Source organism: Streptomyces sp. NPDC058678, from assembly GCF_042714835.1.
In the GTDB taxonomy this organism is placed as follows: domain Bacteria; phylum Actinomycetota; class Actinomycetes; order Streptomycetales; family Streptomycetaceae; genus Streptomyces.
Genome location: NZ_JBHXSG010000046.1, coordinates 60,999 through 87,341, shown reverse-complemented (window position 1 = coordinate 87,341; position 26,343 = coordinate 60,999). Strand labels below are relative to the sequence as shown.

Sequence of the window (26,343 nt, the reverse complement as noted above, 5' to 3'; positions counted from 1 at the left end):
GCCGGCCCGTGACCTGCGGGCGGCGGCCGGCTCAGCCCTCCACGACCGCGCGGATCCGGGCCTCCACCTCCACGGGCGACGGCATCGCGTGCATCTCCGCCCGCACCTCGCGCGCCACCGCGCGCATCACCTCGTCGTGCAGCAGTTGGTCGATCGCGTCCTTGGTCAGGTCCTCGCTGCGCACCGACAGACCCGCCCCCCGCTCCGCCACGGCGGACGCGTTCACGTAGCGGTCGCCCTCGTCGGGCATCAGGATCTGCGGCACCCCCGCCTCCAGGGCGCCCAGCGACGTGCCGGAGCCGCCGTGGTGGACGAGCCCTGCGGACGTGCGGAGCAGCAGGTTCAGCGGCACCCACTCCACGAGGCGCACGTTGTCGGGCAGTTCCCCGAGGGTGCTGGTGTCCGCACTGCCGAGCGCCAGCACGAACTCGGCGTCCACGTCCGGAGCGAGCGCGATCACCCGGTCCAGCTGGCCGAGCCCGTCGAAGGCCGGCGCCGTGGTGCCGAGCGTGACCGCGATCCGCGGCCGCTCCGACGGAGCCGTCAACCACGAGGGCAGCACCGCGCCGCCGTTGTAGGGCAGGTAGCGCATCTTCCAGCCAGAGTCGGCGCCGCCGACCAGGCTCGGCGGCGCGACGTCGATGTGGTGCATCGCGGCGGGGAGGTCCACCCCGTGACGGTCGAAGATCTCCTCGTTCCACGCCCGGACCCGGTCCACGTACCGCGTCGTACGGGTCAGTCCGTAACCGTGTTCCACGGCGGGCACCCCGAGCTTCGCCGCGGCCACCAGGCCCAGCACGCTCATCGACGAGTGGACGACCACGTCGGGGCGGAAGTCCTGCGCCACCCTCACATAGGCGTCCACCAGGTCGGCCTGATGGCTCATCAGCTTGCCGTAGAAGCGCTGGTTGGCGTCGAAGTCGGAGCGGTCCGTCGCCTCCCACTCCGCCGCCACCTCGGGGTGCTCCAGGAACGTGCGCATGGCCAGCCCGACGGCGTCCGTCCCCGGGCAGGTGTCCTCCACCGGAAGGCCGGCGTTCCGTACGTCGAGGCCGTCACCGCCGGTCGCGACGAGCACCTCGTGGCCCGCCAGGCGCAGGGCCCAGGCCAGCGGAACGATCGGGAAGACATGGCCGATACCGGGGGTGGCCGCGATGAGTACACGCATGGTCGACTCCTTTTCTCCGCACCGATTCCGCCAAGCAAGCGGAATCGGCACGGCCCATTGGCAGGCAGGTCGTGAATGCGCTCGCCCGGAAATCGCCGATATCGTGCGGCCGGTTAATTCTCGAAGGCCGGAAAGGGGTGCCGCTCCCGTGGTGCACACGCACCGGCTGCGTCCTCCCCTCACCCGTTCCACGCGGTGGGCCGACATCCGGCGGGCGCCCAGCGGGGTCGGGCCGGGGCGCGTCCGGGCCGCCGAGGAAATCGGCCGGCACGGATTACCCGGCCCTCGCCGTGGCCGATCCGGAGGCAGTGCCCATGCGCATTCACAAATGAATGTAGAGAGCATCCGGAATGGGGGTCAAAGATCGATTGGTTAATCTGTCACCTGCCCGGCCGACCCGGCCGGAGGCCCCCCGGCACGTTCCCCGGCGCAACGAGCCAGAGCCTCGCGGCAGGCCTGGGCAAGGGTTCCCGCCGCACCTGGGCCCGTCTCACCCTCGCCACGGAGGCACTGCTGCTCGGCGCGTCATCGGTGGTCGCCTTCGCCGCCCCCGACGCCACGGCGACGATCCACACCCTGATCGCGGTCAGACCTTCGTGATGGGCCTGCGCAACGCGACCGTCCGCCGCCTCGGCGTACGCGACCTGGCGACAACGGTCCTCACGCTGACCCCGACCGGCCTCGCCGCCGACTCCCGCGCGGACGGCGCCGTGGCACGCACTCCTCCCGCCGCACGGCCTCGGTGGTCGCGATGTTCGCGGGCGCGGCACTCGGGGCATGGCTGGTGTCGCACCACGGGCCGGGCGTTCCGCTGCCGGTCACGGCTCTGGTGGCGGGGGGGCCGGCGCTTACGGCTTCAGCGCACGAGTAGCGACCCTCAGCGCACGGGCACGGGCACGGGACGGACCCGGGCACGGGCACGTTTCTCTTGGGCACTGCGCTCTCTTGGGCACTGCGCGAAACCCGGCGGGAGCGATCCTCACCATCACCCCCGCCGGGCTCACCACCTTCGTCTCCTGGACGTCGACTAGAGCCGCTGAATGATCGTCCCGGTGGCCAACCCGCCCCCGGCACACATCGTCACCAGCGCGAACTCCTTGTCCACTCGCTCCAGTTCGTGCAACGCGGTCGTGATGAGGCGGGCTCCCGTCGCGCCGACGGGGTGCCCGAGCGCGATCGCGCCGCCGTTGACGTTGACCTTCTCCAGGTCCTGCTCGAAGACCTGCGCCCAGCTCAGCACCACGGACGCGAACGCCTCGTTGATCTCGACGACGTCGACGTCCTTCATCGACATGCCGGCCTTCCCCAGCACCGCCCGCGTCGCGTCGATCGGCCCGTCCAGGTGGAAGTGCGGGTCGGCACCCACCAGCGCCTGCGCGACGATCCGCGCCCGGGGTCGCAGTTTCAGCGCGCGGGCCATCCGCTTGGACGCCCACATGATCGCCGCCGAACCGTCGCTGATCTGGGACGAGTTGCCCGCGGTGTGGACGGCCTTCGGCATGATCGGCTTGAGCCGGGCCAGCGCCTCCATGGACGTGTCGCGCAGTCCCTCGTCACGGTCGACCAGCCGCCACATGCCCTGCCCGGCCCGCTGCTCCTCCTCCGTCGTCGGCACCTGCACGGCGAACGTCTCGCGTTTGAAGCGCTCCTCGGCCCAGGCCACCGCGGCCCGTTCCTGCGAGATCAGCCCCAGCGAGTCGACGTTCTCCCGGGTCAGGCCCCGGTGGCGCGCGATCCGCTCCGCCGCCTCGAACTGGTTCGGCAGATCCACGTTCCACTCGTCGGGGAACGGCTTGCCCGGCCCGTGCTTCGACCCGGATCCCAGCGGCACCCGTGACATCGACTCGACGCCACAGCTGATGCCCACGTCGATCACACCCGCGGCGATCATGTTGGCGACCATGTGCGAGGCCTGCTGCGAGGATCCGCACTGCGCGTCGACCGTCGTCGCCGCCGTCTCGTACGGCAGCCCGACCGTCAGCCACGCCGTGCGCGCGGGGTTCATGGACTGTTCGCCGGCGTGGGTGACCGTGCCGCCGACGATCTGTTCGACGCAGTCGGCGGGGATGCCGGTGCGGCCGAGGAGTTCACGGTAGGTCTCGCCCAGGAGGTAGGCGGGATGCAGGTTGGCGAGGGCACCGCCGCGCCTGCCGATGGGGGTGCGTACGGCCTCGACGATCACGGGTTCCGCGGCCATGGGGAGTTCCTCTCCTCCGGTACCCGCGCGGCGCGGGGGCGTCCCGGCCCGGCCCGCCACGCGGAACTAGTACGTGTTCTAGTTCCACCAGCAGTCTGCTGACCGGTCGCCCGCCACCGCAAGGGGCGTGCAGTCAATTCGAGGCGCCACACCCCTTGCTACTTCTAGAACCCGTTACTACCTTCACGGCGACCTCATTCCTGATGGACCGTCAGACAACACCACGGCCCGGACTCTCAGCTGGAGTCGCCCATGCCCTGTCCAGCTCTCCCCGACGGGTTCGACTTCACCGACCCCGACCTTCTGCAACACCGTGTCCCGCTGCCGGAGTTCGCCGAGCTGCGCCAGGCGGAGCCGGTCCGCTGGATCCCCCAGACCTCGAACATCGCCGGCTTCCAGGACGACGGGTACTGGGCCGTCACCCGGCACGCGGACGTCAAGTACGTCTCGACGCACCCGGAGCTCTTCTCCTCGTACCTCAACACGGCGATCATCCGTTTCAACGAGCACATCGAGCGCGACGCGATCGACGCCCAGCGGCTGATCCTGCTCAACATGGATCCGCCGGAACACACCCGCGTCCGCCAGATCGTGCAGCGCGTGTTCACCCCGCGGGCCATCCGGGCCCTGGAGGACACCCTGCGCGCCCGAGCCCACGCGATCGTCACACAGGCACGCGCCCGCTCCGGCTCCTTCGACTTCGTCACCGAGGTCGCCTGCGAACTGCCGCTCCAGGCGATAGCCGAGCTCATCGGGATCCCGCAGGACGACCGGGCCAAGATCTTCGACTGGTCCAACAAGATGATCTCGTACGACGATCCGGAGTACGCGATCACCGAGGAGGTCGGCCAGGAATCGGCCACCGAACTCATCGCCTACGCGATGAACATGGCCGCCGACCGCAAGCAGTGCCCGGCCAAGGACATCGTGACGACGCTGGTGTCGGCCGAGGACGAGGGCAACCTCAACTCGGACGAGTTCGGGTTCTTCGTGCTGATGCTGGCCGTCGCGGGCAACGAGACCACGCGCAACGCCATCACCCACGGCATGCACGCCTTCCTCACGAACCCCGGGCAGTGGGAGCTGTACAAGGCGGAGCGGCCGGCGACCGCCGCCGAGGAGATCGTCCGCTGGGCCACGCCGGTCAACTCCTTCCAGCGCACCGCCACCCAGGACACCGAACTCGGCGGCAAGCGGATCAAGAAGGGCGACCGGGTCGGCCTCTTCTACGCCTCCGCCAACCACGACCCCGAGGTGTTCGAGAACCCGGACACCTTCGACGTCACCCGCGACCCGAACCCCCACCTCGGCTTCGGCGGCGGAGGCCCGCACTACTGCCTCGGCAAGTCCCTGGCCGTCCTGGAGATCGACCTCATCTTCAACGCGATCGCCGACGCGATGCCCGGTCTCAGGCCGACGGGCGACCCCCGGCGACTGCGCTCCGCGTGGATCAACGGCGTCAAGGAACTCCAGGTCAGCACCGGCTGACCGGGCCGGTACTCGGGCCGACGGCTTCCCGGCGCCGTCGGCCCGTCCGACCGGGGCCCACAGCCCCGACCTCACCGGTTCAGCTCGGAGCGGGGTCCTTCAGGTCCTTCACCAGGGCCGGTTCCCTGTCGGCGGCGACGGTCGTCGTCAGCCGGGCCCGCGGCCCCTGGAACAGGTACGTCAGCCCGAAGCCCGCCACCACGACCACCGCACCGCCCGCCGCGTCCAGCACCCAGTGGTTGCCCGTCACCACGATCGCCGTGGCCGTGAAGAGCGGGTGCAGCAGACCCAGGGCCTTCATCCACCGTCTCGGCGCGATGATCGCGATGACGAGCCCGCACCACAGGGACCAGCCGAAGTGGAGGGACGGCATCGCCGCGTACTGGTTGGTGAGGGCGGTCAGGGTGCCGTAGTCCGGCTTGGAGAAGTCCTGGACGCCGTGCACGGTGTCGATGATGCCGAGGTTCGGCATCAGGCGCGGCGGGGCGAGCGGGTAGAGCCAGAAGCCCACGAGGGCGAGCAGGGTGGCGAAGCCGAGGGAGGAGCGGCCCCAGCGGTAGTCGACGGGGCGGCGCCAGTACAGGACGGCGAGGACGCTGAGCGGGACGACGAAGTGGAACGACGTGTAGTAGAAGTCGAAGAAGTCGCGGATCCAGTCGACCCTGACGACCGCGTGGTTGGCCCAGTGCTCGATGTCGATGTGGAGCCATCGCTCCATGTCGTGGATCTGGTGGCCGTGCTCCTCGGCCCTGGCCCGGCCGGCCGAGTTGGAGCCGCCGGTCGCCGCGAGGCGGACCCGCTGGTAGGCGGCGTACGTCACACGGATGAGCAGCAGCTCGAGCAGGAGGTTGGGGCGGCTGAGGACCCGGCGCAGGAAGGGCAGCAGCGGGATGCGCCCGAAGCGTGCGGGGACGGGCGCGGCGTACTGCGTCGGAATCGGTGACTGGTAGTACGGCGAGGTGCGGGACAGGAACGGGATGACGGTGGCCGCCGCGACGGCCGCGAGCAGCACCGCGTTGTCCCGCAGGGCGAACAGCGCCGACATGTTCGGCAGCATCATCTTCGCGGGCAGCGACATCACCAGGACGACGGCGACCGGCCACACGTACCGGTCGGAGGCCCGCTTGCCGACCCGGCCGACGACCGCGAGCAGCACCCACAGCAGTTGGTGCTGCCAGGTGGTCGGCGAGACGGCGATCGCCGCGCAGCCGGTGATCGCGACGGCGAGCAGGAGCTGTCCGTCGCGGGCGTAGCGCACGGCGCGGCTCAGGCCGAGGGCGGCGACCGCGGCGCCCAGCAGCAGGAAGAGGGCGATCTCCAGGGGGCCGGACAGGCCCAGGCGGAGCAGGAACCCGTGCAGGGACTGGTTGGCGAGGTCGTCGGCCTTGCCGCCGAGGCCCACGCCGGCCATGTGGTGCACCCAGTAGGTGTACGAGTCGTGCGGCATCGCCGCCCAGGCGAGCGCCGTACATCCGGCGAACGTGACGCCGGTGGACAGGGCTGCCTTGCGGCGGCCGGTGAACCACAGCAGCGGGGCGAAGAGCAGGACCGTGGGCTGGAGGGCGGCGGCGAAGCCGATGAGCAGGCCGCTGACGCGCTGGCCGCGTACGGCGAAGCAGCCGAGCAGCACGAGCAGGACCGGGATGATGCTGGTCTGGCCGAGCCAGAGGGTGTTGCGCACCGGCAGCGACAGCATCAGGAGGCTGATCGCGACCGGTGCGGCGAGCAGGGAGGTGCGGCGGCTGACGGGCTGGGGCAGGGCGCGGGCCGCGACCAGGCCGAGCGCGACGACCAGCAGCAGGGTGCCGAAGATCCAGCCCCAGCCGAGGGCCTGTTCGGCGGCTCTGGTGAGCGGCTTCATGACCAGTCCCCCGAACGGGGTACCGGTGAAGCGCGTCGAGTCGTACAGCGAGCCCTTCACATGCAGGACGCCGTTCGGACCGACCCAGGTCTCGAGATCCGTCAGCCGGTCCCCCCGCGGGGTACTGAGGACGACGGCAACCTGCCGTACGGCGAGGACCACGGCGACCAGCCACAGGCCGAGCCGGGCCGCGCGGAGGCGGGCCTGGGCAGGCGTGGCCGGGCCGACGGCTGTCGCCCCGAACGCTTTTGCCGGTCGCCCGCCCTGCTCCGCATTTGCCACGCCGCGTCGGCCTCCCGCCCCGGTCGTCCCACGCATCGCTGCGCCGGATCGCTCAGCGAACCCTTGAGGGCTCGCACCATCCCCCGGAGAGAGACGCGGGCAACCCCTGCTTCACCTGACGTCCGCTCTCCTTTTGTCCGGATGACGATAGTCCGCCGGAGATTCGGTTGCCTGCGCAGGACGCGAGAAGGATCACAACGAGTCACCGGGAAATCCACTCCGGGGCCGGGGCACGGGCCTGCATACAGCGCATTTACGTGCACCCTGCAAGCAACCGTGTACGGCACGTGAACAGGACAAGTACCCCTATGGTCGATTTTCTGCCTGCTCGCCGGCGCCGTCGCGCAGGCCACTCCCCGTCCCCGTCGAAAGCAGGCGAGCGTCGTTTTGCCGACTGCCACAGTCGCCCCCTCCCCGTCCCCCGTCCCCACCCCGGAGAACGCCACCGTCACCGACCCGGCTCTCGTGAAGCGTGCCGTGAAGGCCGCCGCGCTGGGCAACGCGATGGAATGGTTCGACTTCGGTGTCTACAGCTACATCGCGGTCACGCTGGGCAAGGTCTTCTTCCCGTCCGGCGACCCCACCGCCCAGCTGCTCTCCACGTTCGGCGCCTTCGCCGCGGCCTTCCTGGTCCGCCCGCTCGGCGGCATGGTCTTCGGGCCGCTCGGTGACCGCGTCGGCCGGCAGAAGGTCCTCGCCGTCACCATGATCATGATGGCCGCGGGCACCTTCGCCATCGGTCTCATCCCCTCGTACGCCACGATCGGCGTCGGCGCTCCGCTGCTCCTGCTGGCCGCCCGCCTGGTGCAGGGCTTCTCCACCGGCGGCGAGTACGCGGGTGCCTCCACCTTCATCGCCGAGTACGCCCCCGACAAGCGGCGCGGCTTCCTCGGCAGCTGGCTGGAGTTCGGCACGCTGGCCGGCTACATCTGCGGCGCGGGCCTGGTCACGCTGATGACCGCCCTGCTGTCCACCGACGACCTGCTGAGCTGGGGCTGGCGGATCCCGTTCCTGATCGCGGGCCCGATGGGCATCATCGGCCTCTACCTGCGGCTGCGCCTGGAGGAGACCCCGGCGTTCGCGGCCGAGGTCGCGAAGGCCGAGGCGGACCGCCCGAAGGTGCCGCTGCGCGAGATGATCAGCGGCCAGTGGCGTGCCCTGCTGCTCTGCGTCGGTCTCGTACTGGTCTTCAACGTCACCGACTACATGCTGCTGTCGTACATGCCGAGCTACCTGACCAGTGAGCTCAAGTACGACGAGACGCACGGCCTGCTCGTCGTCCTCGGCGTGATGGCCCTGATGATGGTGGTCCAGCCCTTCGCGGGCGCCCTGACCGACCGGATCGGCCGCCGTCCCGTCATCGCCGCGGGCTGCGCGGGCTTCCTGCTGCTGTCCGTCCCGGCCCTGCTGCTGATCCGCCAGGGCAGCCTGTTCGCCGTCGCGCTCGGCATGGGCGCGCTGGGCCTGCTGCTGGTCTGCTTCACGGCGGCGATGCCCTCCGCGCTGCCGGCGCTGTTCCCGACGAAGGTCCGCTACGGCTCCCTGTCCATCGGCTTCAACGTGTCGGTCTCGCTCTTCGGCGGAACGACCCCGCTGGTGGTGACGGCGCTGATCGGCGCGACCGGGAACATGATGATGCCCGCCTACTACATGATGGCCGCGGCCGTGATCGGCGGCGTGGCGGTGTGGTTCATGGCGGAGTCGGCGGGACGGCCGCTGCCGGGCTCGCCACCGTCGGTCGAGCGCTAGCGCCGTCTGGGCCGAACGGCTGAAACCCGCCGCGGGAAGTCCCGGACAGGGAACCGGCGCGCGACTATATTCGTTAGCACAGCTAGTTAGCAATTCTAACTAGCCATACGAAAGGCACAGGTGCATGAGCGAGTCGCAGCGCTGGGACGACGTCGACGACTACTTCACCACCCACCTCGCGCGGGACGACGAGGCACTGGAGGCGGCCCTGCGCGACAGCGAGGCGGCCGAGCTGCCGCGCGTCAACGTCACGGCGCCCCAGGGCAAGCTCCTCCAGCTCCTCGCCGAGATCCAGGGCGCCCGCACCATCCTGGAGATCGGCACCCTCGGCGGCTACAGCACCATCTGGCTGGCCCGCGCGCTGCCCGCCGACGGCCGCCTCATCTCCCTGGAGTACAGCCCCCGGCACGCCGAGGTCGCCACCCGCAACATCGCCCGCGCGGGCCTGGACAAGCTGGTCGAGGTGCGGGTGGGCGCGGCCCTGGAGTCACTGCCCAAGCTGGCCGACGAGAACCCGGCCCCCTTCGACCTGGTCTTCATCGACGCCGACAAGGGCAACAACCCGCACTACGTGGAGTGGGCGCTGCGGCTCACCCGCGCGGGCAGTCTGATCGTCGTCGACAACGTGGTGCGGGACGGCCGGGTCGTCGACGCCGACAGCACCGCCCCCGACGTCCAGGGCACCCGGACCGCCATCGAACTGATCGGCAAGCACCCGCGGCTGAGCGGTACGGCGATCCAGACGGTGGGCAGCAAGGGCTACGACGGCTTCGCGCTGGCGCGGGTCCTCGCGTAGCCCCTGCCCCTCACACCTCGTGGTAGAAGCCGACGTTGACGCTGCGCGGGGCGGTGCGGTCCTGGACGATGATCTCGCCGCTGCCGCCCCGGGGCAGCGGCACGGTCCCGCCGTAGGTGATCGGCTGCGCGTACTCGCCGACGGTGAGGCGGACCTCGGAGGACGGGTCGGGCTGCGAGCCCTGCAGCCAGGTCACGTGCCAGGTGCCGTCGGGTCCGCAGAGGAACTCCAGGTGGACCCGGGAGACGAACAGCCAGTCGTCGGGTGTCGCGAGACGGCACACGGCCCTGTCCCGGCCCACCCGCAGCACGGACCCCGGCTCGCTGGGCGAGTCGGCCATGAGCATGCCGGCCGTGGCACCCTCCTCCGCCGCGGAGACGGTGGCCATGGTGAGTTCGAGCACGTGCGCTCCTCCTGAAGTGTCCTTACACAGCCGCCGCATGATAGATCGCCCGGCCCAGGGCCGTCCGGCACAATGGACTCATGACCGAGCGAAAGCCACCCGGAGTTCCGTTCGAGTCCTGGGTCGACAAGCAGATCCGCGATGCCGAGAGCCGCGGTGAGTTCGCCCAACTCCCCGGCCTGGGAAAGCCGTTGCCGCACGGCACCGACACCTCGTACGACGAAATGTGGTGGATCAAACAGAAGATGGCCCGCGAGGGCCTGGCCGTCCTGCCGCCGACGCTCGCGCTGCGCAAGGAGGCCGAGGACGCGCTCGCGGCGGCGTACGCGGCACCCTCGGAGCGGATCGTCCGGAAGATCCTCGCCGAGGTCAACGTCAAGATCCGCGACATGATGTTCAAGCCGCCGCCCGGCCCCCCGCTGGGAATGAAGCCGTACGACGTCGAGGACGTCGTACGGCAGTGGCGGGAACGCCGGGCGGCTCAGGCCTGAAGGCGCCTTCTGAAGGTCTTCCGAAGATCTGAAGGCCTCAGCGGATACGCATCAGATACGCAGCAGCCGCTCCGCCAGTTCGCGGTAGTCCCGCAGGGCCAGGCGGAGTTGTTCGGTGTCGGTGGACGTCGTCGGCATGCCCTCGGTGCCGCTGTCCGTGGCCTGCCACGAGTTGCGCAGGGTACGGCGTCGCTGCGTCACCGCGTCGGTGAAGCGGGCGGCGGCCTCCTCCAGTACGTGGTCGGCCTCCTCGACCGCGGTCTTCGGCTCGTCCACGAAACCGGCGACGGCGTGCTGCAACCGCTGGGCTAGCTTGTCGCTCTCGTCGTGCGGCAGCAGACCCGAGCCGTGGGTGCCGTCGTGGGCGCCGTCACCGCGCTCGGAGCCGTGGCCGCCGTGGCTCTGCTCGGAACCGGTGACCAGCGGCGCCGCGTCCCCTGAGGTCCCGGAGGGGCCGTGGCTGCCCGGGGTGCCCGGCGGCGCCGGGGTGCCCGGGATGCCCGCAGGGGTCGAGGCGTTGTCGCGGCCCGTGGCGGTCTCGCCGCCGAACCCACCGGACGTGCCGGTGGCACCGGTGGCTGCGCCGCCGCCCTGGCCCGTCTCACGGCCCCGTCCGGCGGTCGTGTCCGTCGGCACGTTGCCCGGTACCTTCCCGCCCGTCACCGGGTCACGGCCCGGGGCCGCCGGTGGAACCGTCGCCCGCCCCCTCGGCTTCCCGTCGCGCGGGGCGCCCTCGGCGCCCGCACCGCTCGTCGCATCCGTCATGTTCGCTCAACTCCCCTTCGCGTGGTGGCGCCTGGTGAATCCCCACGGCTGATGGGCACGGCCGTCATCGCGGCCCTGCGCCGTACCGCCGTCGGACCTTTCGACGGACTTCCGGGACTCCTCCCGGTGCCGGGCCGGGCGCACCAGGTCCTCGAACAGGGCCCGTGCCTCGACCATGGCCTCGCGCATCTCCTCGGTGCCGGACCGGCCGTCGCCGTTCTGCGCCCCGCTGCCGGCCGCGGCGGCGACGCGGTGCACGCGCCGGTAGCCGTGCACGTGGTGTGCGTGGTGGACGGACAGCGCGTCGAGCTGTTCGTCGTACTGCGCGCCGTCCGGGAAGCCCCGGGCGCCGGCCAGCTCGGCGAGCAGCCGGTCCGCCTCGGCCACGGCCTCCCGCGGCGAGTCGACGAACCGCTCCTGAGCGGCCGTCCAGCGGGCTTCGTACTGCTCGCGCTGCGCGGGCTCCAGGGCCCGCTCGCGCAGCGATCCGTGCCGCTCCACGCGTTCGGCCAGTTCCTGTTCGGCCGCCTTGGCGTCCCCGTCGTGCCGGGCCACTGCCCGGTCGTACTCGGGCCCGAAGCGCCGCTTCAGGTTCTGGCCACCGGGCCCGCGCCGGGCCCGCAGCATCAGGACGGCCGCGACGATCACGATGGCCGCCACGATCACGATCAGAGCGATGATCACGCCTGTGGACATGAGTGCCTTCCGGGTTTTCGACCCAACCGGCTCTCCGTACGGGCCGGTTTCCCCGACCGGGTAGCCCGGTTGGGGACACCCAAACGGTCTGCACATGCGTGGCGACGGCGTGTCGATTCGGCACAGGCCCGATCGACGCACAGGTGTAGAGCAAGTCACCGACTGAGGAGATTGTCATGGGTGAGGTCATCGCACGGCTGGCCATGTCGCTCGACGGGTACGTCGCCGGGCCCGACTCGGGGCGCGAACACCCGCTCGGCATCGGCGGGGAGCGGCTGCACCAGTGGCTGTACGGGCTGCGGACGTTCCGGAGGATGCAGGGGATGGAGGGAGGGGAGACCGGCCCCGACGACCGGCTGATCGCGGAGTGGATCGAGCGGCCGGGCGCCGTGGTCATGGGGCACGGCATGTACGTCAGCGGCGAGCTTCCGTGGGGCGACGACCCGCCCTTCCACATGCCGGTTCACGTCGTCACCCACCACGCGCGCGCGTCCCTCGTGAAGCAGGGCGGCACCACCTTCCACTTCGTCACCGAGGGCCCCGGACACGCCCTCGCCCTCGCCCGGGAGGCGGCCGGGGACAAGGACGTCTCGCTGGCCGGAGGGGCGGACCTGGTGCGGCAGTTCATCCGGGCCGGATGGCTGGACGAGCTGATGCTCCACGTGGTCCCGGTGCTCGCCTGCGGGGGCCGGCGGCTCTTCGACGGGCTCGGCGACCAGCACGTCGAGTGGCGCAAGACGCAGGTTCTCGACTCGCCGGGGGTGACGCATATTCGGTTGCGGGCGGTATAGGCGCGCTCCCGAGAATGGGCGCCATGACGACATGGACCGTCGCCCCGGAACCCTTCGACTCCCCCGTCGCCGCCGCGCTCTGGCGGGCGTACTACACGGAGGTCAGCGACCGCTGGTACCTGCTCCACGAGGGGCGCAGGACCGATCCCGACGAGCTGGAACGTGAGATCGCCGCCTGCACGGGCTCCGAACTCACCGCGCCGGTCGGGCAGTTGCTCGTCGGCCGATACGGCGGCCGACCGGCCGGCAGTGCGGGCGTACGGCTGTTGGAGGGCGGAAGCGCCGAGCTCACCCGGGTGTTCCTGTACGAGGGGATGCGGGGCCGAGGGGGCGCCGCACTCCTCGTGCGGGCCGCGGAGGACGCGGCACGCGCCCTCGGTGCCCGGCGGATGGTCCTCGACACCCGCGGTGACCTCGTGGAGGCCCGCGCCCTGTACACGCGGCTCGGCTACGAGGAGACCGAGCCGTACAACGAGAACAAGTACGCCGAGCACTGGTTCCGCAAGCACCTCAGCTGAACCGGGTCACCGGGCGCCCGTCGTGCGGGCGTTCCGCCTCCGAGCCGCACAGCTCGCCGTTCAGCTCCTTGACCAGCTGGATCAGGTCGGTCGGCCGGTCCGGGCCCCACCAGTCGCCGAGGAGCCCGGCGAGGGACTCCTGGCGGGCCTCGGCAAGCCGTTCGGCGACCTCGTGGCCCTCGGCGGTCAGGACGAGGTCGAGGCCGCGACGGAGGGCGAGGCGGCGCTCCTCGACCTGACGGGAGGCCTCGATGACGACGGTCAGCGGGACGGTGGTGCGCTCGGCGAGCACGGCCGGTTCCTGACTGCCGTACTTCCTGATCCTCAGCAGCAGCCAGCTCGCCGCGGGGAGCAGGTCGTACCCCGCCTTCGCGGTGATCTCCCGGTAGATCTCGCGCCGGCCCTCCCGGGTGCCGAGCACGGACAGCGCCCGGCAGACCTCGTCGTAGGACGACCGCTCCACGGGGTTGCTGGCGAGCGTCTCCGTGACGTCCGGCGCCGTGACCGAGCCGCGCAGCCGGTCCTCCTTCAGGAACCAGGCCAGTGCGAAGCCGACGAGGGCGACGGGAGCGGCGTACAGGAAGACGTCGGTGATGGACGAGGCGTACGCGTGCAGGGCCGGCGGGCGCAGGTCGGCCGGCAGGGCGGCGATGCCGCGCGGGTCGGCCTCCAGCGTGCCCACGGAGACGCCGGGCGGCAGCTGGGTGCCCCCGAAGGCGTCGGTGAGCTTGTCACCGAGGCGGTTCGCGAAGACCGTGCCGAAGATGGCGACGCCGAAGGAGGCCCCGATGGAGCGGAAGAAGGTCGCGCCGGAGGTGGCGACGCCGAGATCCTCGTACGAGACGGCGTTCTGCACGATCAGGACCAGGACCTGCATGACCAGGCCGAGGCCCAGGCCGAAGACGAAGAAGAAGACGCTCATCTCGCCCGTCGAGCTGTTCTCGTCCAACTGGTGGAGGAGGAGCAGGCCGAGAGCGGTGATGCCGGTGCCCGCGACCGGGAACACCTTCCATCGGCCGGTGCGGCTGACGATCTGCCCGGAGAGGGTCGAGGACAGCAGCAGTCCGAGCACCATCGGCAGCATGTGCACGCCGGACATGGTCGGGCTGACGCCCTGGACGACCTGGAGGAAGGTCGGCAGATAGGTCATCGCGCCGAACATCGCGAAACCGACGATGAAGCTGATGACCGCGGAGAGGGTGAAGGTACGGATGCGGAAGAGCTTGAGGGGCAGGACGGGTTCGGCGGCCCGCCGCTCGGCGGCCACGAACGCGACGGCGAGCACGACGCCCACGACCGCGAGCCCGACGATCTGCGGCGAGCCCCAGCCCCACGTCGTACCGCCCAGGGACGCCACCAGCACCAGGCAGGTGGCGACGGACGCGATGAGGAACGTACCGAGGTAGTCGATCACGTGCCGCGTGGACTTGCGCGGGATGCGCAGGACCGTCGCGATCACGGCGAGCGCGACAACACCGATCGGCAGGTTGATGTAGAACACCCAGCGCCAGCTCAGGTGCTCGGTGAACAGCCCGCCGAGCAGCGGGCCCAGCACGCTGGTGGCCCCGAAGACGGCACCGAACAGCCCCTGGTAGCGGCCGCGTTCGCGGGGGGAGACGAGGTCGCCCACGATCGCCATCGACAGCACCATCAGCCCGCCGCCGCCGAGTCCCTGGAGGGCGCGGAACGCGATGAGCTGAGGCATGTCCTGCGCCGCCCCGCACAGTCCCGAGCCGACCAGGAAGATCACGATCGCGATCTGGAACAGCCTTTTCCGGCCGTACTGGTCGCCGAGCTTGCCCCACAGCGGGGTCGCCGCGGTCGAGGCCAGCAGGTAGGCGGTGACCACCCAGGACAGGTGGTCCATGCCGCCGAGTTCGCTGACGATCGTGGGCAGCGCGGTCGACACGATCGTCTGGTCGAGGGCGGCCAGCAGCATCCCGAGGAGCAGGGCGCCGATCGAGACGAGGACGTTGCCGGGTACGTGGTCGTCGTGTGCGCCCCGCACCTGCTCCGTCGTCGCGTGCGCGTCCTCGGCCATGCGGACCTCCCGCGGGTCTCGTTTCCCAATTCCATCGTGGTCGGTGTGACCAGTTATGGCCTGTTGAGTCCTGTCCGGAAGCCCTTCTTCCGGGGGCTCGTGAACGACGGTGTGGAGGAGGTCTGGATAATCTCTGGAGTTCGCGAGGGGGAGACGCGAGGGGAGGGACGAACACGTGGACGAGTCAACGGGGCATCTGTGCCCGGAGTGCGGTGCTCCCCGGGGCGCCGACAACACCCCGTCCTGCGCCTGCACCCAGCGGGCGTCCGACGCCCTGCGCGACGCCCGTACGGCGGAGGCGGCCGCGGCGGAGGACTTCGATCCGCTGCGGATACGGCCCTACGTCGAGCTCGACGGGGCGGCGGAGGGCACCGAGGCGGGGCGGTCCGAGGAGCAGGCGTCCGGCACTCCGGACGTGCCGGGCGTCCCGGACGTGCCTCCGGCCGAGGCGACCATGCCGCTGCGTGCGGTGGACCCCGCGGTCGACCCGACGATCGATCCCGCCGCACAGCCCGTCGTGGGGTTTGCCGCACAGCCCGTCGCTTCGCCCGACGGTGACGCCACCGTCGTACTTCCCGCCGTGGACGCCACCGCCGCGCTCCCGACTCCCCTGGCACTCCCGGCGACCGCTCCCGGCCCCGCCGACCTTCACCTGTTCTTCGAGGGGGCCGACGGCCCGGGTCCCGCCGCGCCGGGCCACGGTGACGAGAGGCCGAGCCGCCGTCGTCGCCGTACCGTGCTCCTCGGCGTCGCCGGAGCAGTCGTCTCGGTCGTGGCGGCGGCCGGGATCGCGAGCGGGCTGTTCTCGTACGAGACGCCGTCGCGGGAGGGCGCACCGCCGCAGGACGTACGGGCGGCCGTACCGGACGCCTCGACCAGCGCGGCATCCGTGTCGCCGTCCACGCGGCCCACGTCCGCGCCGCCGACGTCCGCGTCCCCGTCCGCGCCCGTCAGTGAGAGCCCGTCACCCACCTCGTCGCCGTCGGCATCCGCGTCCAGCGCCTCGCCGAGCCCGTCCCGGTCCGCCCCGCCGACCGCGTCCCCGACGAGCAGCGAGGCCTCGGGCTCCGGCGACAGGTCGGACGACGAGCGCACCAGCGGCCCGATCCTGCGCCGCGGCGACCGGGGTCCCGAGGTCACCGAGCTCCAGCAGCGCCTGCGCCAGCTGTACCTCTACAACGACGAGATCGACGGGAACTTCACCGACAAGGTCGAGGAGGCGCTGCGCAACTACCAGTGGTCCCGAGGCGTCGGCACCGACGACCTCGGCGTGTACGACCAGGAGACCCGGGCCAGGCTGGAGTCGGAGACGACGGAGCCGTAGGCCGTCCGGCGGATCGGATCGCGGACGCGGGATCCGCCACGGGATCCCCGGCAGAGCCACGGCCGCACGGCCGTCGGAGGCCCCGAACGCCCGGCATCGCCGAGACAGGGGACCCTGATCGCCCCCACTCACCAGCCGTAAGCCATCCGGCGGATCGGATCGCGGACGCGCAGTCCGGCACCGGCTCCCCGAAAGGGTCACGGCCGCACGGCCGTCGATGGCCCCCGAACGCCCGGCATCACTCAGACAGCGGGACCCCGATCGCCCCCACTCACCAGCCGTAAGCCATCCGGCGGATCAGGTCGCGGACGCGCGGTCCGGCACCGGCTCCCCGGCAGAGCCACGGCCGCACGGCCGTCGATGGCCCCCGAACGCCCGGCATCGCTCAAGACAGCGGGACCCTCATCGCCCCACTCACCAGCGGCGTACGGAACCCGCCGGATCCCGGCGGGCTGACCGCCCGGCAGGGCCCCGGCCGTCCTCCCACGCAGGATCCGCCGCACCCGGAACCGGGGCGGTCTCAGCCGACGTACAGCCTGATCGTCCCGTCCGCCACGGCCTCCACCCGTACCTCCGTCAGGTCCCGCACCAGCGCGTCCGGACCGTGGAGGCCGGCCCGCGGCCCCACGCCGACGACCCGCATCCCGGCCGCGCGGCCGGCCTGGATCCCGGCGCCGGAGTCCTCGAAGACGAGGCAGTCGGCCGGGGCGACGCCCAGTTCGGCGGCGCCCTTGAGGAAGCCCTCGGGGTCGGGCTTGCTCGCGCCGACGGACTCCGCGGTGATCCGGACGTCGGGCAGGCCGAGGCCCGCGGCGGCCATGCGCGCGGTGGACAGGGGCACGTCCGCCGAGGTGACCAGGGCGTGCGGAAGACCGTGCAGCGACGCGAGGAACTCGGCGGCGCCCGGGATCGCGACCACGCCGTCCATGTCGGCGGTCTCCTCGGCGAGCATCCGCGCGTTGTCGGCGTGGTTCTGCTCCATGGGGCGGCCGGGCAGCAGAAGGGCCATCGAGGCGTACCCCTGGCGGCCGTGGACGACCTTCATGACCTCGTCCGCGTCCAGCCCGTGCCGGTCGGCCCAGCCCCGCCAGATGCGTTCGACCACGGCGTCGGAATTGACCAGGGTGCCGTCCATGTCCAGCAGCAGGGCGCGGGCGGTGAGCACGGCGGTGGCCGTCATCGGCAGCTCCAAGGACGCGGGGCGGGGGGCGTGTTGGGTGAGCCCCGGGGAACAAGGCGGCCCCGCCCGCCGGTCAGGGAAAACGGGCGGGAGCCACTTTGTTCCTCCACGGTACAAAACAGAACCGGCTCCCGCCACCGTCTTCCGAAATGGTTCACCCACCGTTCAGCTCGCCGGACGGGTCAGCCGGCCACGGCCTCCCACAGCGACCACACCCCGAGCCCGAGCATCAACAGCGCCGCGACCTTGGTGATCAGCCGCAGTGGAACCCGCTTCATCAGGGCCTTTCCGCCGACGATGCCGAGTCCGGCCACCGCCCACAGCGCGAGCACCGCGCCGAGGCCCACGGAGAGCGGCTCGTCGTAGCGGGCCGCCAGGTTCGCCGTCATGATCTGCGTGAGGTCACCGAACTCCGCGACCAGGATGAGCATGAAGCCCGCGCCCGAGACCTTCCAGAAGGACTGGTTCTCCGGCCTGCGGACCTCCCCCTCATCCTCGTCCTTCTTCATCAGCAGTACGGCAGCGCCGCCGAGGAAGAGCACCCCGGTCAGCGCCTGCACGATCTGCTGCGGCAGGAGCGTGAGCACACTGCCGGCCGCGACGGCGAGCGCGACATGGAGCGCGAAGGCCGCGGCGACGCCCGCGAAGACGTAGGAGGCTCGGTAGCGGGTGCCGAGGACGAGTCCGGCGAGCGCGGTCTTGTCCGGCAGCTCGGCGAGGAAGACGACGCCGAAGACGAGCGCCGTCACGGTGAAGCTGATCAAGGGTCCTCAATCGGTCGGGCTGCCCCACCGAGAGTGACGACCGCTCTTGCGACACCTCGGCACGGCAGCGCACTGGTCACCCGTGCCGTACGGCACGGGCGTGCACTGCTTGCCGAAGGTCTCGCTGGCCGATCCGTGAAGGATCAGCCTCCGGGCGCCGGCTCAGACGAGCTGAGCAGTATGTCGACGGTCCGGCGAAGAGCTACTCCCCTTCTGCGCCGTCCATTGTACGTGACCCATGAACCGACCTCCGGGGCCGAAAGTCCCGTCGCGAGCATAGACGTGTCATGCACACGTCATTAGCTTCTTACCCAACGCTCATCCCCCCGCAACGCGGCGTCGCGAGCATTTCCTCGCTCGCACTCCAACGCCCCCGCATCCCCTGGGAGTTCGCATGTCGAAGTTCTACGCGCGTCGACGGGTCAGCATACTCACGGCGCTCACCGGACTCATAGCGTCGGTCGCGCTTTTCAACAGCCCGACCGCCTCCGCCGCCCTCCCCACCCCGGTCAGCGCCACCACCGCCCGCACCTACCTCGCCTCGCTCACGGTGGCGACGGAGGACCGTACCGGCTACAGCCGCGACCTCTTCAACCACTGGATCACCATCAGCGGGTCCTGCAACACCCGCGAGACGGTCCTCAAGCGCGACGGCTCGAACGTCGTCACCGACTCCGCCTGCGCCTCCACCAGCGGCAGCTGGTACTCCCCCTACGACGGCGCCACCTGGACCGTGGCCTCCGACCTGGACATCGACCACCTGGTGCCGCTGGCCGAGGCCTGGGACTCCGGCGCCGACAGCTGGACCAGCGCCAAGCGCCAGAGCTTCGCCAACGACCTGACACGCCCGCAGCTCATCGCCGTCACGGACAACGTGAACCAGGCGAAGAGCGACCAGGACCCGGCCACCTGGATGCCGTCGGTCACCTCGTACCGCTGCACCTACGTCCGCGCCTGGGTCCAGGTGAAGTACTACTACGGCCTCTCGGTCGACTCGGCCGAGAAGAGCGCGCTCACCAGCTACCTGTCGAGCTGCTGATCGAGCTGCCGATCGAGCCTCTGGGCGAGCCGCTGATCGAGTGATCCTGAAAGATCCACAAGGATCGACAAACCGTGATCTGCGGAACCTCCCCGTTCCCCTCCGTCGTTCCGTACCGTACGGGGCGACGGAGGAGGGTGATCACGTGGCGGGACTGCGCCTGGGGCCACTGCTGAGGTATGCCGACGACTCGCGCGCGACCGTCTGGGTCGAGGCGAGCCGTCCGTGCACCGCCGAGGTGCGCTGCGCGGAGGGCGGCGGGGGCGAGGCCCCCACCTTCCAGATCGAGGGGCATCACTACGCCCTGGTCCCGGTGACCGGCCTGACGCCGGGCACGAGCCGGGCGTACGAGGTGTTCCTCGACGGCGCCCGCGTGTGGCCGTTGCCCGACTCCCCGTTCCCGCCCTCGGTCATCCGCACCACCATGGAGGACGACGACGTCCGGGTCGCCTTCGGCTCCTGCCGCTGGGCCTCGCCCCCGACCGGCGAGAAGGACCCGGTCGGCCCGGACGCCCTGGACACCCTCGCGGCCCGGATGGTGAGCGAACCCGAGGGTGAACGTCCGGACGTTCTCCTGCTGCTGGGCGACCAGGTCTACGCCGACGAGACCACGGACGCGACCCGCCGCTGGCTGGCCGCCCGCCGCGACCTGAGCGACCCGCCGGGCAGCGAGGTCGCGGACTACGAGGAGTACACCCACCTCTACTACGAGTCCTGGCTCGACCCCGAGGTGCGCTGGCTGCTGTCCACCGTGCCCAGCTGCATGATCTTCGACGACCACGACGTCATCGACGACTGGAACACCTCCGCCGCCTGGCTGGAGGACATGCGGGCCACCGGCTGGTGGCAGGAGCGGCTGATGAGCGGCCTCATGTCGTACTGGGTGCACCAGCACCTGGGGAACATGACGCCTGACGAACTGGCCGCCGACCCGGTGTACGCGGCCGTGCGCGACACGCCCGACGGCACCGACGTCCTGCGCGCCTTCGCCGCCCGGGCCGACACCGACTCCCCCTCGGTGCGCTGGAGCTACCGCCGCGACTTCGGCCGCGTCCGCCTGCTGATGGTGGACAGCCGGGCGGCCCGGGTCCTCGACGAGGAACGCCGCTCGATGCTCGACCCGGGCGAGGCGAAGTGGGTGCGCGAACAGACGCTGGACGCGCCGGGCTCGTACGACCACCTCCTCATCGGCACCTCCCTGCCCTGGCTGCTGCCGCAGCTGGTGCACGACGCCGAGGCGTGGAACGCGGCGTTGTGCCGGGGCGAGAAAGGCGCCCGCTGGGCCCGCTTCGGGGAGGACCTGCGGCGGAAGGCCGACCTGGAGCACTGGGCGGCCTTCCCGGAGTCCTTCACCGCGCTGGCGGAGCTGATCGCCGAGGCGGGTTCGGGGCCCGAGGCGCCGGCCACGATCCTCGTCCTGTCCGGGGACGTGCACCACGCGTACGTGGCCGAGCCGAAGTGGCGGTCCGGGGCGCCGTCACCCGACGCGCGCGTCTTCCAGCTGACCTGCTCCCCCGTCCACAACTCCATTCCCCTGTCGATAAGGCTCGGCTTCCGGTTCGGCTGGAGCTCCCTGGCCCGCGCCCTCGGCCGCCGCTTCGCCTGGCACGCCGGCACGCCCCTCCCGCCGGTCAGCTGGCGCAAGAAGGGCGGCCCTTGGTTCGGCAACCAGCTCATGACCCTGACGCTGCGCGGCCGTTCGGCCCGGCTGCGGCTGGAGCAGGCCCGGGAGGTGCGGGGCGCGAAGCCACGGCTGGAGACCGTCACGGAGTCCGAACTCGCCCGGTAATCGGCCTCTTACGACTGTTTCCTGCACCCGTGGCCCGTGATGCTCGTGATGCGTCCCACAGTCCGTGCACCCTGGGCTCGGCTCCCTCGGTTCCCGACGGCATGATGAGGCGGACCGTCCGCTTCCAGTGGTCGCCACCACGCGCCCCACACGCCCGGGAGTCCCCCTCTTGCCCGCACCGACCGAGGACCACGTGCCCGTCTCCGTCGCTCTGGTCGGCGCCGGACCACGCGGGACCAGCGTTCTGGAACGCCTCTGCGCCTCGGCGCCGGAACTCCTCCCGCCGGGCGCCCGGCTGACGGTCCACGTCGTCGATCCGGCGCCACCCGGCCCCGGCCGCGTCTGGCGGACCGCGCAGTCGTCCGAGCTGCTGATGAACACCGTGGCCTCGCAGGTGACCCTGTTCACCGACGACAGCGTGGACTGCTCGGGACCGATCCGGCCGGGACCGAGCCTGCACGAGTGGGCGGGCGGCACGCTCGGACCCGACGAGTACCCGACCCGGGCCCAGTACGGCCGGTACCTGGAGTGGGTGTTCGCGCGGACGGTGCGCGAGGCGCCGCCCGAGGTGCGGGTGGAGACGCACGCGGCGCGGGCGGTACGGCTCGACGACGCCTCGGACGGCCTCCAGTCCGTCACCCTCGACGACGGCCGCACCCTGTCCGGCCTGTCCGCCGTCGTCCTGGCGCAGGGCCATCTGCCGGTGGTCGCGGACACGACCGTACGGCGGCTCGCGGCGTACGCCGAACAGCACGGTTTGCGCCACATACCGCCCGCCAACCCGGCCGACGTGGACCTGTCCCCCGTCTCCCCCGGTGAACCGGTGCTGTTGCGCGGTCTGGGTCTCAACTTCTTCGACCACACGGCCCTGTTGACGACCGGCCGCGGCGGACGCTTCGTACCCGGCCGTCGCGGCCTGCGGTACCTGCCCTCGGGCCGCGAGCCGCGCCTGTACGCCGGTTCGCGACGCGGCATCCCGTACCAGGCCCGGGGCGACAACGCGAAGGGCCCCTACGGCCGTCACCTCCCGCTCGTCCTCACCGACGAGGTGATCGCCCGCCTCCGCAAGCGCGCCGACTCCGGTGAGTCGCCGGACTTCCTCGCGGAGATATGGCCGCTGGTGGCGAAGGAGGTGGAGACGGTCTACTACGAAGCCCTGCTGCGGGACCCGGCGTTCCGGGAGCGCTTCCTGGCCGCCGCGCACGGCAGCCTCCAAGAGGCGGCCGTGCTCGAGGAGTTCGGGGTGGCCCGGGCCGACCGCTGGTCCTGGGACCGGATGTCCCGCCCGTACGCGGGACGCGCCTTCCCCGATCCCGGGGCCTGGCGCGACTGGCTGCTCGCCCACCTCCGCGAGGACGCCGCCCAGGCCGCCCTCGGCAATGTCTCCGGCCCGTTGAAGGCCGCCCAGGACGTGCTGCGCGACCTGCGCAACGAGCTGCGGCAGATCGTCGACCACGGCGGACTCGCGGGCACGTCCCGGCGGGACCACCTGGACCGCTGGTACACCCCGCTCAACGCCTTCCTGTCCATCGGCCCGCCCCGGCGCCGAATCGAGGAGCTGGCCGCGCTGGTGGAGGCGGGCGTGGTGGAGGTGCTCGGGCCACGGCTGGAGGTCCGCGAGGAGGACGGGGCGTGGGTGGCGCACTCCCCGGAGGTGCCGGGATCCGCCGTACACGTGACAACTCTCATAGAGGCGCGGCTACCGGAACCGGATCTGCGGCGCACGGCCGACGACCTCCTCGCCCGGCTGCTGAAGACCGGCCAGTGCCGGCCGCACACCGTGGACGGTTACGAAACGGGAGGACTCGACGTGACGCCGCGGCCGTATCATCTGATGGACCGTCAAGGACGGGTACACGCAAGGCGGTTGGCCTTCGGGGTGCCCACGGAGGGCGTGCACTGGGTGACCGCGGCGGGGGCCCGTCCGGGTGTGGATTCGGTCACGCTTTCGGACGCGGATGCGGTGGCCAGAGCGGCTCTACGTGCGGCTGCGGCCGAAACGGAAGGCCAAGCGGAAGCAAACCAATGGCCAAATGTTGAACTTGCAAGCATCGATTAGGCGCTCCTAGCCTGGGTCACTCACTCGGTTCCGTCCCCCGACCGGTCCGCCCCACGGACCGGCCCGACCGAAGGAGTACTCCCCACATGACCGCACGTCTCAACAACGCCCAGCCGTACGCGCTCGGCCTGTTCCGCATCGTCTTAGGCCTGCTCTTCGCCTGCCACGGTGCCTCCTCGCTCTTCGGCGTCCTCGGCGGCGCCGACGGCAACGGCGGCACGGTCGAGACCGGCGCCTGGCCCAACTGGTACGCGGCCGTGATCGAGCTGGTCGGCGGCTCGCTCGTGCTGCTCGGCCTGGGCACGCGGGCCGCCGCGTTCGTCTCCTCGGGCGCCATGGCCTACGCCTACTTCAAGGTCCACCAGCCGAACGGCCTGTGGCCGATGGAGAACAGCGGCGAGGGTGCAGCGATGTTCTGCTGGGCCTTCCTGCTGCTGGTCTTCACCGGGTCCGGCGCCTTCGGCCTGGACCGGCTGTTCGCCAACCGCTCCACGGCGGCGGAGAAGGAGGCCAGGGAGCAGACGCCGGTGGCGGCCTGACCCGCGGCCACCCCCGAACGACGGCGCCCGTCCCGTGCGGCTCACGCGGGGCGGGCGCCGTCGCGTGCCAGCCGGGTGAACATACGGTGCCGAACACACGAGCCCCCCGTGAATCTCCTGTCAGACCCGAGGCGTACGCTGTATGGCTTTTGAGGCCGCCCCTGCCGCTCCCCCGCGACATCGCGGCAGGTCTGGCCACGGGGGACCACGGGGAGTTCGCGGTGCTGGAAAGCATGGAGAGTGTGGGGCTGCTGACCGGCAGCCCATGGATCTACGCGGTGATCGCCGCATCCGTCCTGCTGGACGTGTTCGTTCCGGTCCTGCCGAGCGGCGTCCTCGTCATCGCGGCCGCCACGGCGGCTGCCGCCGGCACCGGCGCGGCGACCGGCCAGGTCCCGGCGCACGAGGTTCCCGACCTCCTTGCCCTCATCCTCTGCGCCGCGACCGCGTCCGTGCTGGGCGACCTGGTCGCGTACCGCCTGGCCTGGCGCGGCGGGGCCCGCCTGGACCGCGCGATCGCCCGCTCCCCCCGGCTGACCACCGCGCAGGAACGTCTCGGCGCGGCCCTCGCCCGCGGTGGCGGCGTCCTGGTCGTCCTCGCCCGATTCGCCCCCGCCGGCCGCTCGGTGGTCTCCCTCGGCGCCGGCGCCGCCCACCACCGCGCCCGCGACTTCCTCCCCTGGTCCGCCCTCGCAGGCCTCTCCTGGGCCGCCTACAGCGTCGCCCTCGGCTACTACGGTGCCCAGTGGCTGGGCACGACCTGGCTGGCGACGGGAGTGTCGGTACTGGCGCTGTTCGGGGCGGGAGCGGGAGCGGCATACGTGATGAGACGCCGCCCGCAACCGGCGGAGGCACAGTAGCGAGGGTCGACGGAGGCCGCTGGTCCGCCGGGGATGCCCGCGGGGTCATGACAGGCGGGCGTGCGGGCGACGGCTCACGGGCCACCGACGCCGTACTCCGCCGGCACCCCGCAGCGTGGGACCGCGCGGCATCCCCGCCCGGCACCACCATCGGGCACCCGGCAGACGCCGGTCCGCTCTACCCGGTCCGCTCTACCCCGCCCGCTGCGCGGCGGAGCCCCGTACCTCCAGGCCGGCCAACAGTTCCGCCGTGGCCTCCGCGATCACGTCGACGGCCCGGTCGAAGACCTCACGGTTGTGCGCGGCGGGGGCCCGGAACCCGGAGACCTTGCGGACGTACTGCAGGGCGGCGGCCCGGATGTCCTCCTCCGTCGCCTCCTCGGGCAGGACGGGTGGACGAAGCGTCTTGATACTGCGGCACATGTCTCCAGTCTCGCTCCTGCCGGGGAATACCGCCGCGCCTTGCCCCGATTTCCACGAACGACGGCCACCGCCGAAGCCCGCCTGGGATGATCACAGCGAGGCGGCCACCGTCCCGGGGCCGACCGAAGAGGGGAACCCAGCATCATGGCGCATGACGAACTGACCGTGGCCGTACTCGGCCCCGGCGGCACCGGCGGCCTCCTCGCCGCGCTCCTGTCCCGTGCCGGTCACCGCGTGGTCTGCCTGGCCGGCGAGGAGACCGCCGACACGCTCCGCACGGCCGGAATTGGCGTCCGCAGCGAGAGGTTCGGCGACTTCACCGCCCGCGTGGAGGCGGACACGACCCTGCGCGAGCCGGTCGACGCCTGCGTGGTCGCCGTCAAGCACACGAGCCTCGACGCCGCCCTCGACCGCGTCCCGCCCGCGGCCCTCGGCGACGGCCTGGTCGTACCGCTCCTGAACGGCGTGGAACACCCGGCGACCCTTCGCACCCGGTACCGCCCCGACCGCGTGGCCCCCGCCGTCATCCGCGTGGAGTCGACGCGGGTGGCACCGGGCGTGATCGAGCACGGCAGCCCCTTCGCGGAGGTCGACCTCACCGGCGACGGCGTCCCCCGCGAGCGCCTCGACGCGCTGGCGGAGGCTTTCACCGCCGCCGGTCCGACCACCCGCGTGCTGCCCGACGAGTCGGCGGCCCTGTGGGCGAAGATGTCGTTCCTGGCACCGTTCGCGCTGCTGACGACCCGTCATGGACTCCCGCTGGGCGACGTCCGCACGAAGTACCGCGAGGAGTTGACGGCCCTGGTGGAGGAGACCGCCGAGGTCAGCGCCGCCTGCGGCGGCCCGGCGGACCCGGCCGTGGCACTCGCCCGCTACGACAGTTTCCCGCCCGCGATGAAGTCGTCGATGCAGCGCGACGCGGAGGCCGGCCGTCCCCTCGAACTGGACGCGATCGGTGGGGCGTTGCTGCGCGCGGCCGAGCGGCACTGCGTACGGGTGCCGGTAACGGCCCGTCTGGTACGGGAGTTGAGGGACGCCGGCCACTGACGCGGGGCCCCTCGTGTCACGGCGGGGTCGGAGGACGGGACGCACGTCCTGGACGCCACCAGCGGCAGGGTCC

23 protein-coding genes are annotated in these 26,343 nt (G+C 71.6%); 13 read left to right on the top strand and 10 right to left on the bottom strand.

The features are described 5' to 3' along the window. Positions 1–31 precede the first annotated feature (31 nt). Together ACFWWR_RS33585 and ACFWWR_RS33580 are read right to left on the bottom strand one after the other, a co-directional pair. Positions 32–1,168, bottom strand: coding sequence for a nucleotide disphospho-sugar-binding domain-containing protein (locus ACFWWR_RS33585; protein ID WP_383871355.1), 1,137 nt, complete (start codon positions 1,166–1,168; stop codon positions 32–34). Between the two features lie 1,027 nt (positions 1,169–2,195). After that, positions 2,196–3,365 (bottom strand): steroid 3-ketoacyl-CoA thiolase, encoded by a 1,170-nt coding sequence (locus ACFWWR_RS33580; RefSeq protein WP_384307253.1) that lies wholly within the window; start codon positions 3,363–3,365, stop codon positions 2,196–2,198. A gap of 252 nt (positions 3,366–3,617) precedes the next feature. On the opposite strand from ACFWWR_RS33580, the gene ACFWWR_RS33575 reads away from it, so the two are divergent. Beyond that, on the top strand, positions 3,618–4,853 hold the full coding sequence (locus ACFWWR_RS33575; RefSeq protein ID WP_384307250.1) for a cytochrome P450: 1,236 nt from the start codon (positions 3,618–3,620) through the stop codon (positions 4,851–4,853). A 79-nt stretch (positions 4,854–4,932) separates the two neighbouring features. On the opposite strand, the gene ACFWWR_RS33570 is transcribed toward ACFWWR_RS33575, so the two are convergent. Continuing rightward, complete coding sequence (locus ACFWWR_RS33570; protein ID WP_384307248.1) at positions 4,933–6,996, bottom strand: bifunctional glycosyltransferase 87/phosphatase PAP2 family protein; 2,064 nt, start codon at positions 6,994–6,996, stop codon at positions 4,933–4,935. A 387-nt stretch (positions 6,997–7,383) separates the two neighbouring features. Between ACFWWR_RS33570 and proP the strand changes: the two genes are divergently transcribed. Both proP and ACFWWR_RS33560 read left to right on the top strand, forming a co-directional pair. Beyond that, the gene (gene proP, locus ACFWWR_RS33565; protein ID WP_384307245.1) at positions 7,384–8,745 is read left to right on the top strand and encodes a glycine betaine/L-proline transporter ProP; all 1,362 of its coding nucleotides are present in this window, start codon (positions 7,384–7,386) and stop codon (positions 8,743–8,745) included. A gap of 124 nt (positions 8,746–8,869) precedes the next feature. Further along, on the top strand, positions 8,870–9,541 hold the full coding sequence (locus ACFWWR_RS33560) for an O-methyltransferase (protein WP_383871343.1): 672 nt from the start codon (positions 8,870–8,872) through the stop codon (positions 9,539–9,541). 10 nt (positions 9,542–9,551) lie between these two features. On the opposite strand, the gene ACFWWR_RS33555 is transcribed toward ACFWWR_RS33560, so the two are convergent. Beyond that, positions 9,552–9,944 carry a hypothetical protein gene (locus ACFWWR_RS33555; RefSeq protein WP_383871340.1) on the bottom strand — a complete coding sequence of 131 codons (393 nt, stop codon included), beginning with the start codon at positions 9,942–9,944 and terminating at the stop codon, positions 9,552–9,554. An 80-nt stretch (positions 9,945–10,024) separates the two neighbouring features. Here ACFWWR_RS33555 and ACFWWR_RS33550 point away from each other — a divergent pair, with 80 nt between their 5' ends. Beyond that, positions 10,025–10,435, top strand: coding sequence for a DUF1992 domain-containing protein (locus tag ACFWWR_RS33550; RefSeq protein WP_383871337.1), 411 nt, complete (start codon positions 10,025–10,027; stop codon positions 10,433–10,435). 51 nt (positions 10,436–10,486) lie between these two features. Here ACFWWR_RS33550 and ACFWWR_RS33545 read toward each other — a convergent pair whose 3' ends face one another. Beyond that, positions 10,487–11,200 carry a hypothetical protein gene (locus ACFWWR_RS33545; protein ID WP_384307243.1) on the bottom strand — a complete coding sequence of 238 codons (714 nt, stop codon included), beginning with the start codon at positions 11,198–11,200 and terminating at the stop codon, positions 10,487–10,489. A gap of 6 nt (positions 11,201–11,206) precedes the next feature. Beyond that, a complete protein-coding gene (locus ACFWWR_RS33540; RefSeq protein ID WP_383871332.1) occupies positions 11,207–11,896 on the bottom strand; it encodes a hypothetical protein in 690 nt (229 codons plus the stop codon). A gap of 176 nt (positions 11,897–12,072) precedes the next feature. On the opposite strand from ACFWWR_RS33540, the gene ACFWWR_RS33535 reads away from it, so the two are divergent. Together ACFWWR_RS33535 and ACFWWR_RS33530 are read left to right on the top strand one after the other, a co-directional pair. Then, positions 12,073–12,687: a dihydrofolate reductase family protein gene (locus tag ACFWWR_RS33535; protein ID WP_383871329.1), complete on the top strand. Its 615-nt coding sequence runs from the start codon at positions 12,073–12,075 to the stop codon at positions 12,685–12,687. Positions 12,688–12,710: 23 nt separating this feature from the next. Beyond that, complete coding sequence (locus tag ACFWWR_RS33530) at positions 12,711–13,205, top strand: GNAT family N-acetyltransferase (RefSeq protein ID WP_384307241.1); 495 nt, start codon at positions 12,711–12,713, stop codon at positions 13,203–13,205. On the opposite strand, the gene ACFWWR_RS33525 is transcribed toward ACFWWR_RS33530, so the two are convergent. After that, the gene (locus tag ACFWWR_RS33525) at positions 13,198–15,246 is read right to left on the bottom strand and encodes a DHA2 family efflux MFS transporter permease subunit (protein WP_384307239.1); all 2,049 of its coding nucleotides are present in this window, start codon (positions 15,244–15,246) and stop codon (positions 13,198–13,200) included. The two genes, ACFWWR_RS33530 and ACFWWR_RS33525, sit on opposite strands and share 8 nt — an antisense overlap. Positions 15,247–15,421: 175 nt before the next feature. On the opposite strand from ACFWWR_RS33525, the gene ACFWWR_RS33520 reads away from it, so the two are divergent. Further along, on the top strand, positions 15,422–16,570 hold the full coding sequence (locus tag ACFWWR_RS33520; protein WP_384307236.1) for a peptidoglycan-binding protein: 1,149 nt from the start codon (positions 15,422–15,424) through the stop codon (positions 16,568–16,570). A gap of 520 nt (positions 16,571–17,090) precedes the next feature. Here ACFWWR_RS33520 and ACFWWR_RS33515 read toward each other — a convergent pair. Together ACFWWR_RS33515 and ACFWWR_RS33510 are read right to left on the bottom strand one after the other, a co-directional pair. Further along, positions 17,091–17,750: an HAD family hydrolase gene (locus ACFWWR_RS33515; protein WP_383871322.1), complete on the bottom strand. Its 660-nt coding sequence runs from the start codon at positions 17,748–17,750 to the stop codon at positions 17,091–17,093. Positions 17,751–17,932: 182 nt separating this feature from the next. Beyond that, a complete protein-coding gene (locus ACFWWR_RS33510) occupies positions 17,933–18,514 on the bottom strand; it encodes a TMEM165/GDT1 family protein (protein ID WP_383871319.1) in 582 nt (193 codons plus the stop codon). A gap of 394 nt (positions 18,515–18,908) precedes the next feature. On the opposite strand from ACFWWR_RS33510, the gene ACFWWR_RS33505 reads away from it, so the two are divergent. From ACFWWR_RS33505 to ACFWWR_RS33485, 5 genes are all read left to right on the top strand, one after another. Next, on the top strand, positions 18,909–19,553 hold the full coding sequence (locus ACFWWR_RS33505) for an HNH endonuclease family protein (RefSeq protein ID WP_383871316.1): 645 nt from the start codon (positions 18,909–18,911) through the stop codon (positions 19,551–19,553). Positions 19,554–19,698: 145 nt separating this feature from the next. Further along, positions 19,699–21,342, top strand: coding sequence for an alkaline phosphatase D family protein (locus tag ACFWWR_RS33500; protein ID WP_383871313.1), 1,644 nt, complete (start codon positions 19,699–19,701; stop codon positions 21,340–21,342). A 169-nt stretch (positions 21,343–21,511) separates the two neighbouring features. Then, complete coding sequence (locus tag ACFWWR_RS33495; protein ID WP_383871310.1) at positions 21,512–23,401, top strand: FAD/NAD(P)-binding protein; 1,890 nt, start codon at positions 21,512–21,514, stop codon at positions 23,399–23,401. A gap of 86 nt (positions 23,402–23,487) precedes the next feature. Then, on the top strand, positions 23,488–23,940 hold the full coding sequence (locus ACFWWR_RS33490) for a DoxX family protein (protein WP_383871308.1): 453 nt from the start codon (positions 23,488–23,490) through the stop codon (positions 23,938–23,940). A 233-nt stretch (positions 23,941–24,173) separates the two neighbouring features. Beyond that, positions 24,174–24,800 (top strand): DedA family protein, encoded by a 627-nt coding sequence (locus ACFWWR_RS33485; protein WP_383871363.1) that lies wholly within the window; start codon positions 24,174–24,176, stop codon positions 24,798–24,800. A 192-nt stretch (positions 24,801–24,992) separates the two neighbouring features. Here the strand turns inward: ACFWWR_RS33485 and ACFWWR_RS33480 are convergent, their stop codons facing one another. Next, positions 24,993–25,223 (bottom strand): DUF2277 domain-containing protein, encoded by a 231-nt coding sequence (locus ACFWWR_RS33480; RefSeq protein ID WP_383871305.1) that lies wholly within the window; start codon positions 25,221–25,223, stop codon positions 24,993–24,995. Positions 25,224–25,367: 144 nt separating this feature from the next. On the opposite strand from ACFWWR_RS33480, the gene ACFWWR_RS33475 reads away from it, so the two are divergent. Next, the gene (locus tag ACFWWR_RS33475) at positions 25,368–26,270 is read left to right on the top strand and encodes a ketopantoate reductase family protein (RefSeq protein ID WP_384307234.1); all 903 of its coding nucleotides are present in this window, start codon (positions 25,368–25,370) and stop codon (positions 26,268–26,270) included. Positions 26,271–26,343 lie beyond the last annotated feature (73 nt).

What these genes read in the sequence shown, in the direction of transcription:
- ACFWWR_RS33480 (WP_383871305.1), bottom strand. Translation starts at nt 25,223, where the DNA reads ATGTGCCGCAGTATCAAGACGCTTCGTCCACCCGTCCTGCCCGAGGAG.
- ACFWWR_RS33505 (WP_383871316.1), top strand. Translation starts at nt 18,909, where the DNA reads ATGTCGAAGTTCTACGCGCGTCGACGGGTCAGCATACTCACGGCGCTC.
- ACFWWR_RS33525 (WP_384307239.1), bottom strand. Translation starts at nt 15,246, where the DNA reads ATGGCCGAGGACGCGCACGCGACGACGGAGCAGGTGCGGGGCGCACAC.
- ACFWWR_RS33560 (WP_383871343.1), top strand. Translation starts at nt 8,870, where the DNA reads ATGAGCGAGTCGCAGCGCTGGGACGACGTCGACGACTACTTCACCACC.
- ACFWWR_RS33485 (WP_383871363.1), top strand. Translation starts at nt 24,174, where the DNA reads ATGGAGAGTGTGGGGCTGCTGACCGGCAGCCCATGGATCTACGCGGTG.
- ACFWWR_RS33515 (WP_383871322.1), bottom strand. Translation starts at nt 17,750, where the DNA reads ATGACGGCCACCGCCGTGCTCACCGCCCGCGCCCTGCTGCTGGACATG.
- ACFWWR_RS33550 (WP_383871337.1), top strand. Translation starts at nt 10,025, where the DNA reads ATGACCGAGCGAAAGCCACCCGGAGTTCCGTTCGAGTCCTGGGTCGAC.
- ACFWWR_RS33575 (WP_384307250.1), top strand. Translation starts at nt 3,618, where the DNA reads ATGCCCTGTCCAGCTCTCCCCGACGGGTTCGACTTCACCGACCCCGAC.
- ACFWWR_RS33540 (WP_383871332.1), bottom strand. Translation starts at nt 11,896, where the DNA reads ATGTCCACAGGCGTGATCATCGCTCTGATCGTGATCGTGGCGGCCATC.
- ACFWWR_RS33580 (WP_384307253.1), bottom strand. Translation starts at nt 3,365, where the DNA reads ATGGCCGCGGAACCCGTGATCGTCGAGGCCGTACGCACCCCCATCGGC.
- ACFWWR_RS33545 (WP_384307243.1), bottom strand. Translation starts at nt 11,200, where the DNA reads ATGACGGATGCGACGAGCGGTGCGGGCGCCGAGGGCGCCCCGCGCGAC.
- ACFWWR_RS33490 (WP_383871308.1), top strand. Translation starts at nt 23,488, where the DNA reads ATGACCGCACGTCTCAACAACGCCCAGCCGTACGCGCTCGGCCTGTTC.
- ACFWWR_RS33535 (WP_383871329.1), top strand. Translation starts at nt 12,073, where the DNA reads ATGGGTGAGGTCATCGCACGGCTGGCCATGTCGCTCGACGGGTACGTC.
- ACFWWR_RS33530 (WP_384307241.1), top strand. Translation starts at nt 12,711, where the DNA reads ATGACGACATGGACCGTCGCCCCGGAACCCTTCGACTCCCCCGTCGCC.
- ACFWWR_RS33475 (WP_384307234.1), top strand. Translation starts at nt 25,368, where the DNA reads ATGGCGCATGACGAACTGACCGTGGCCGTACTCGGCCCCGGCGGCACC.
- ACFWWR_RS33585 (WP_383871355.1), bottom strand. Translation starts at nt 1,168, where the DNA reads ATGCGTGTACTCATCGCGGCCACCCCCGGTATCGGCCATGTCTTCCCG.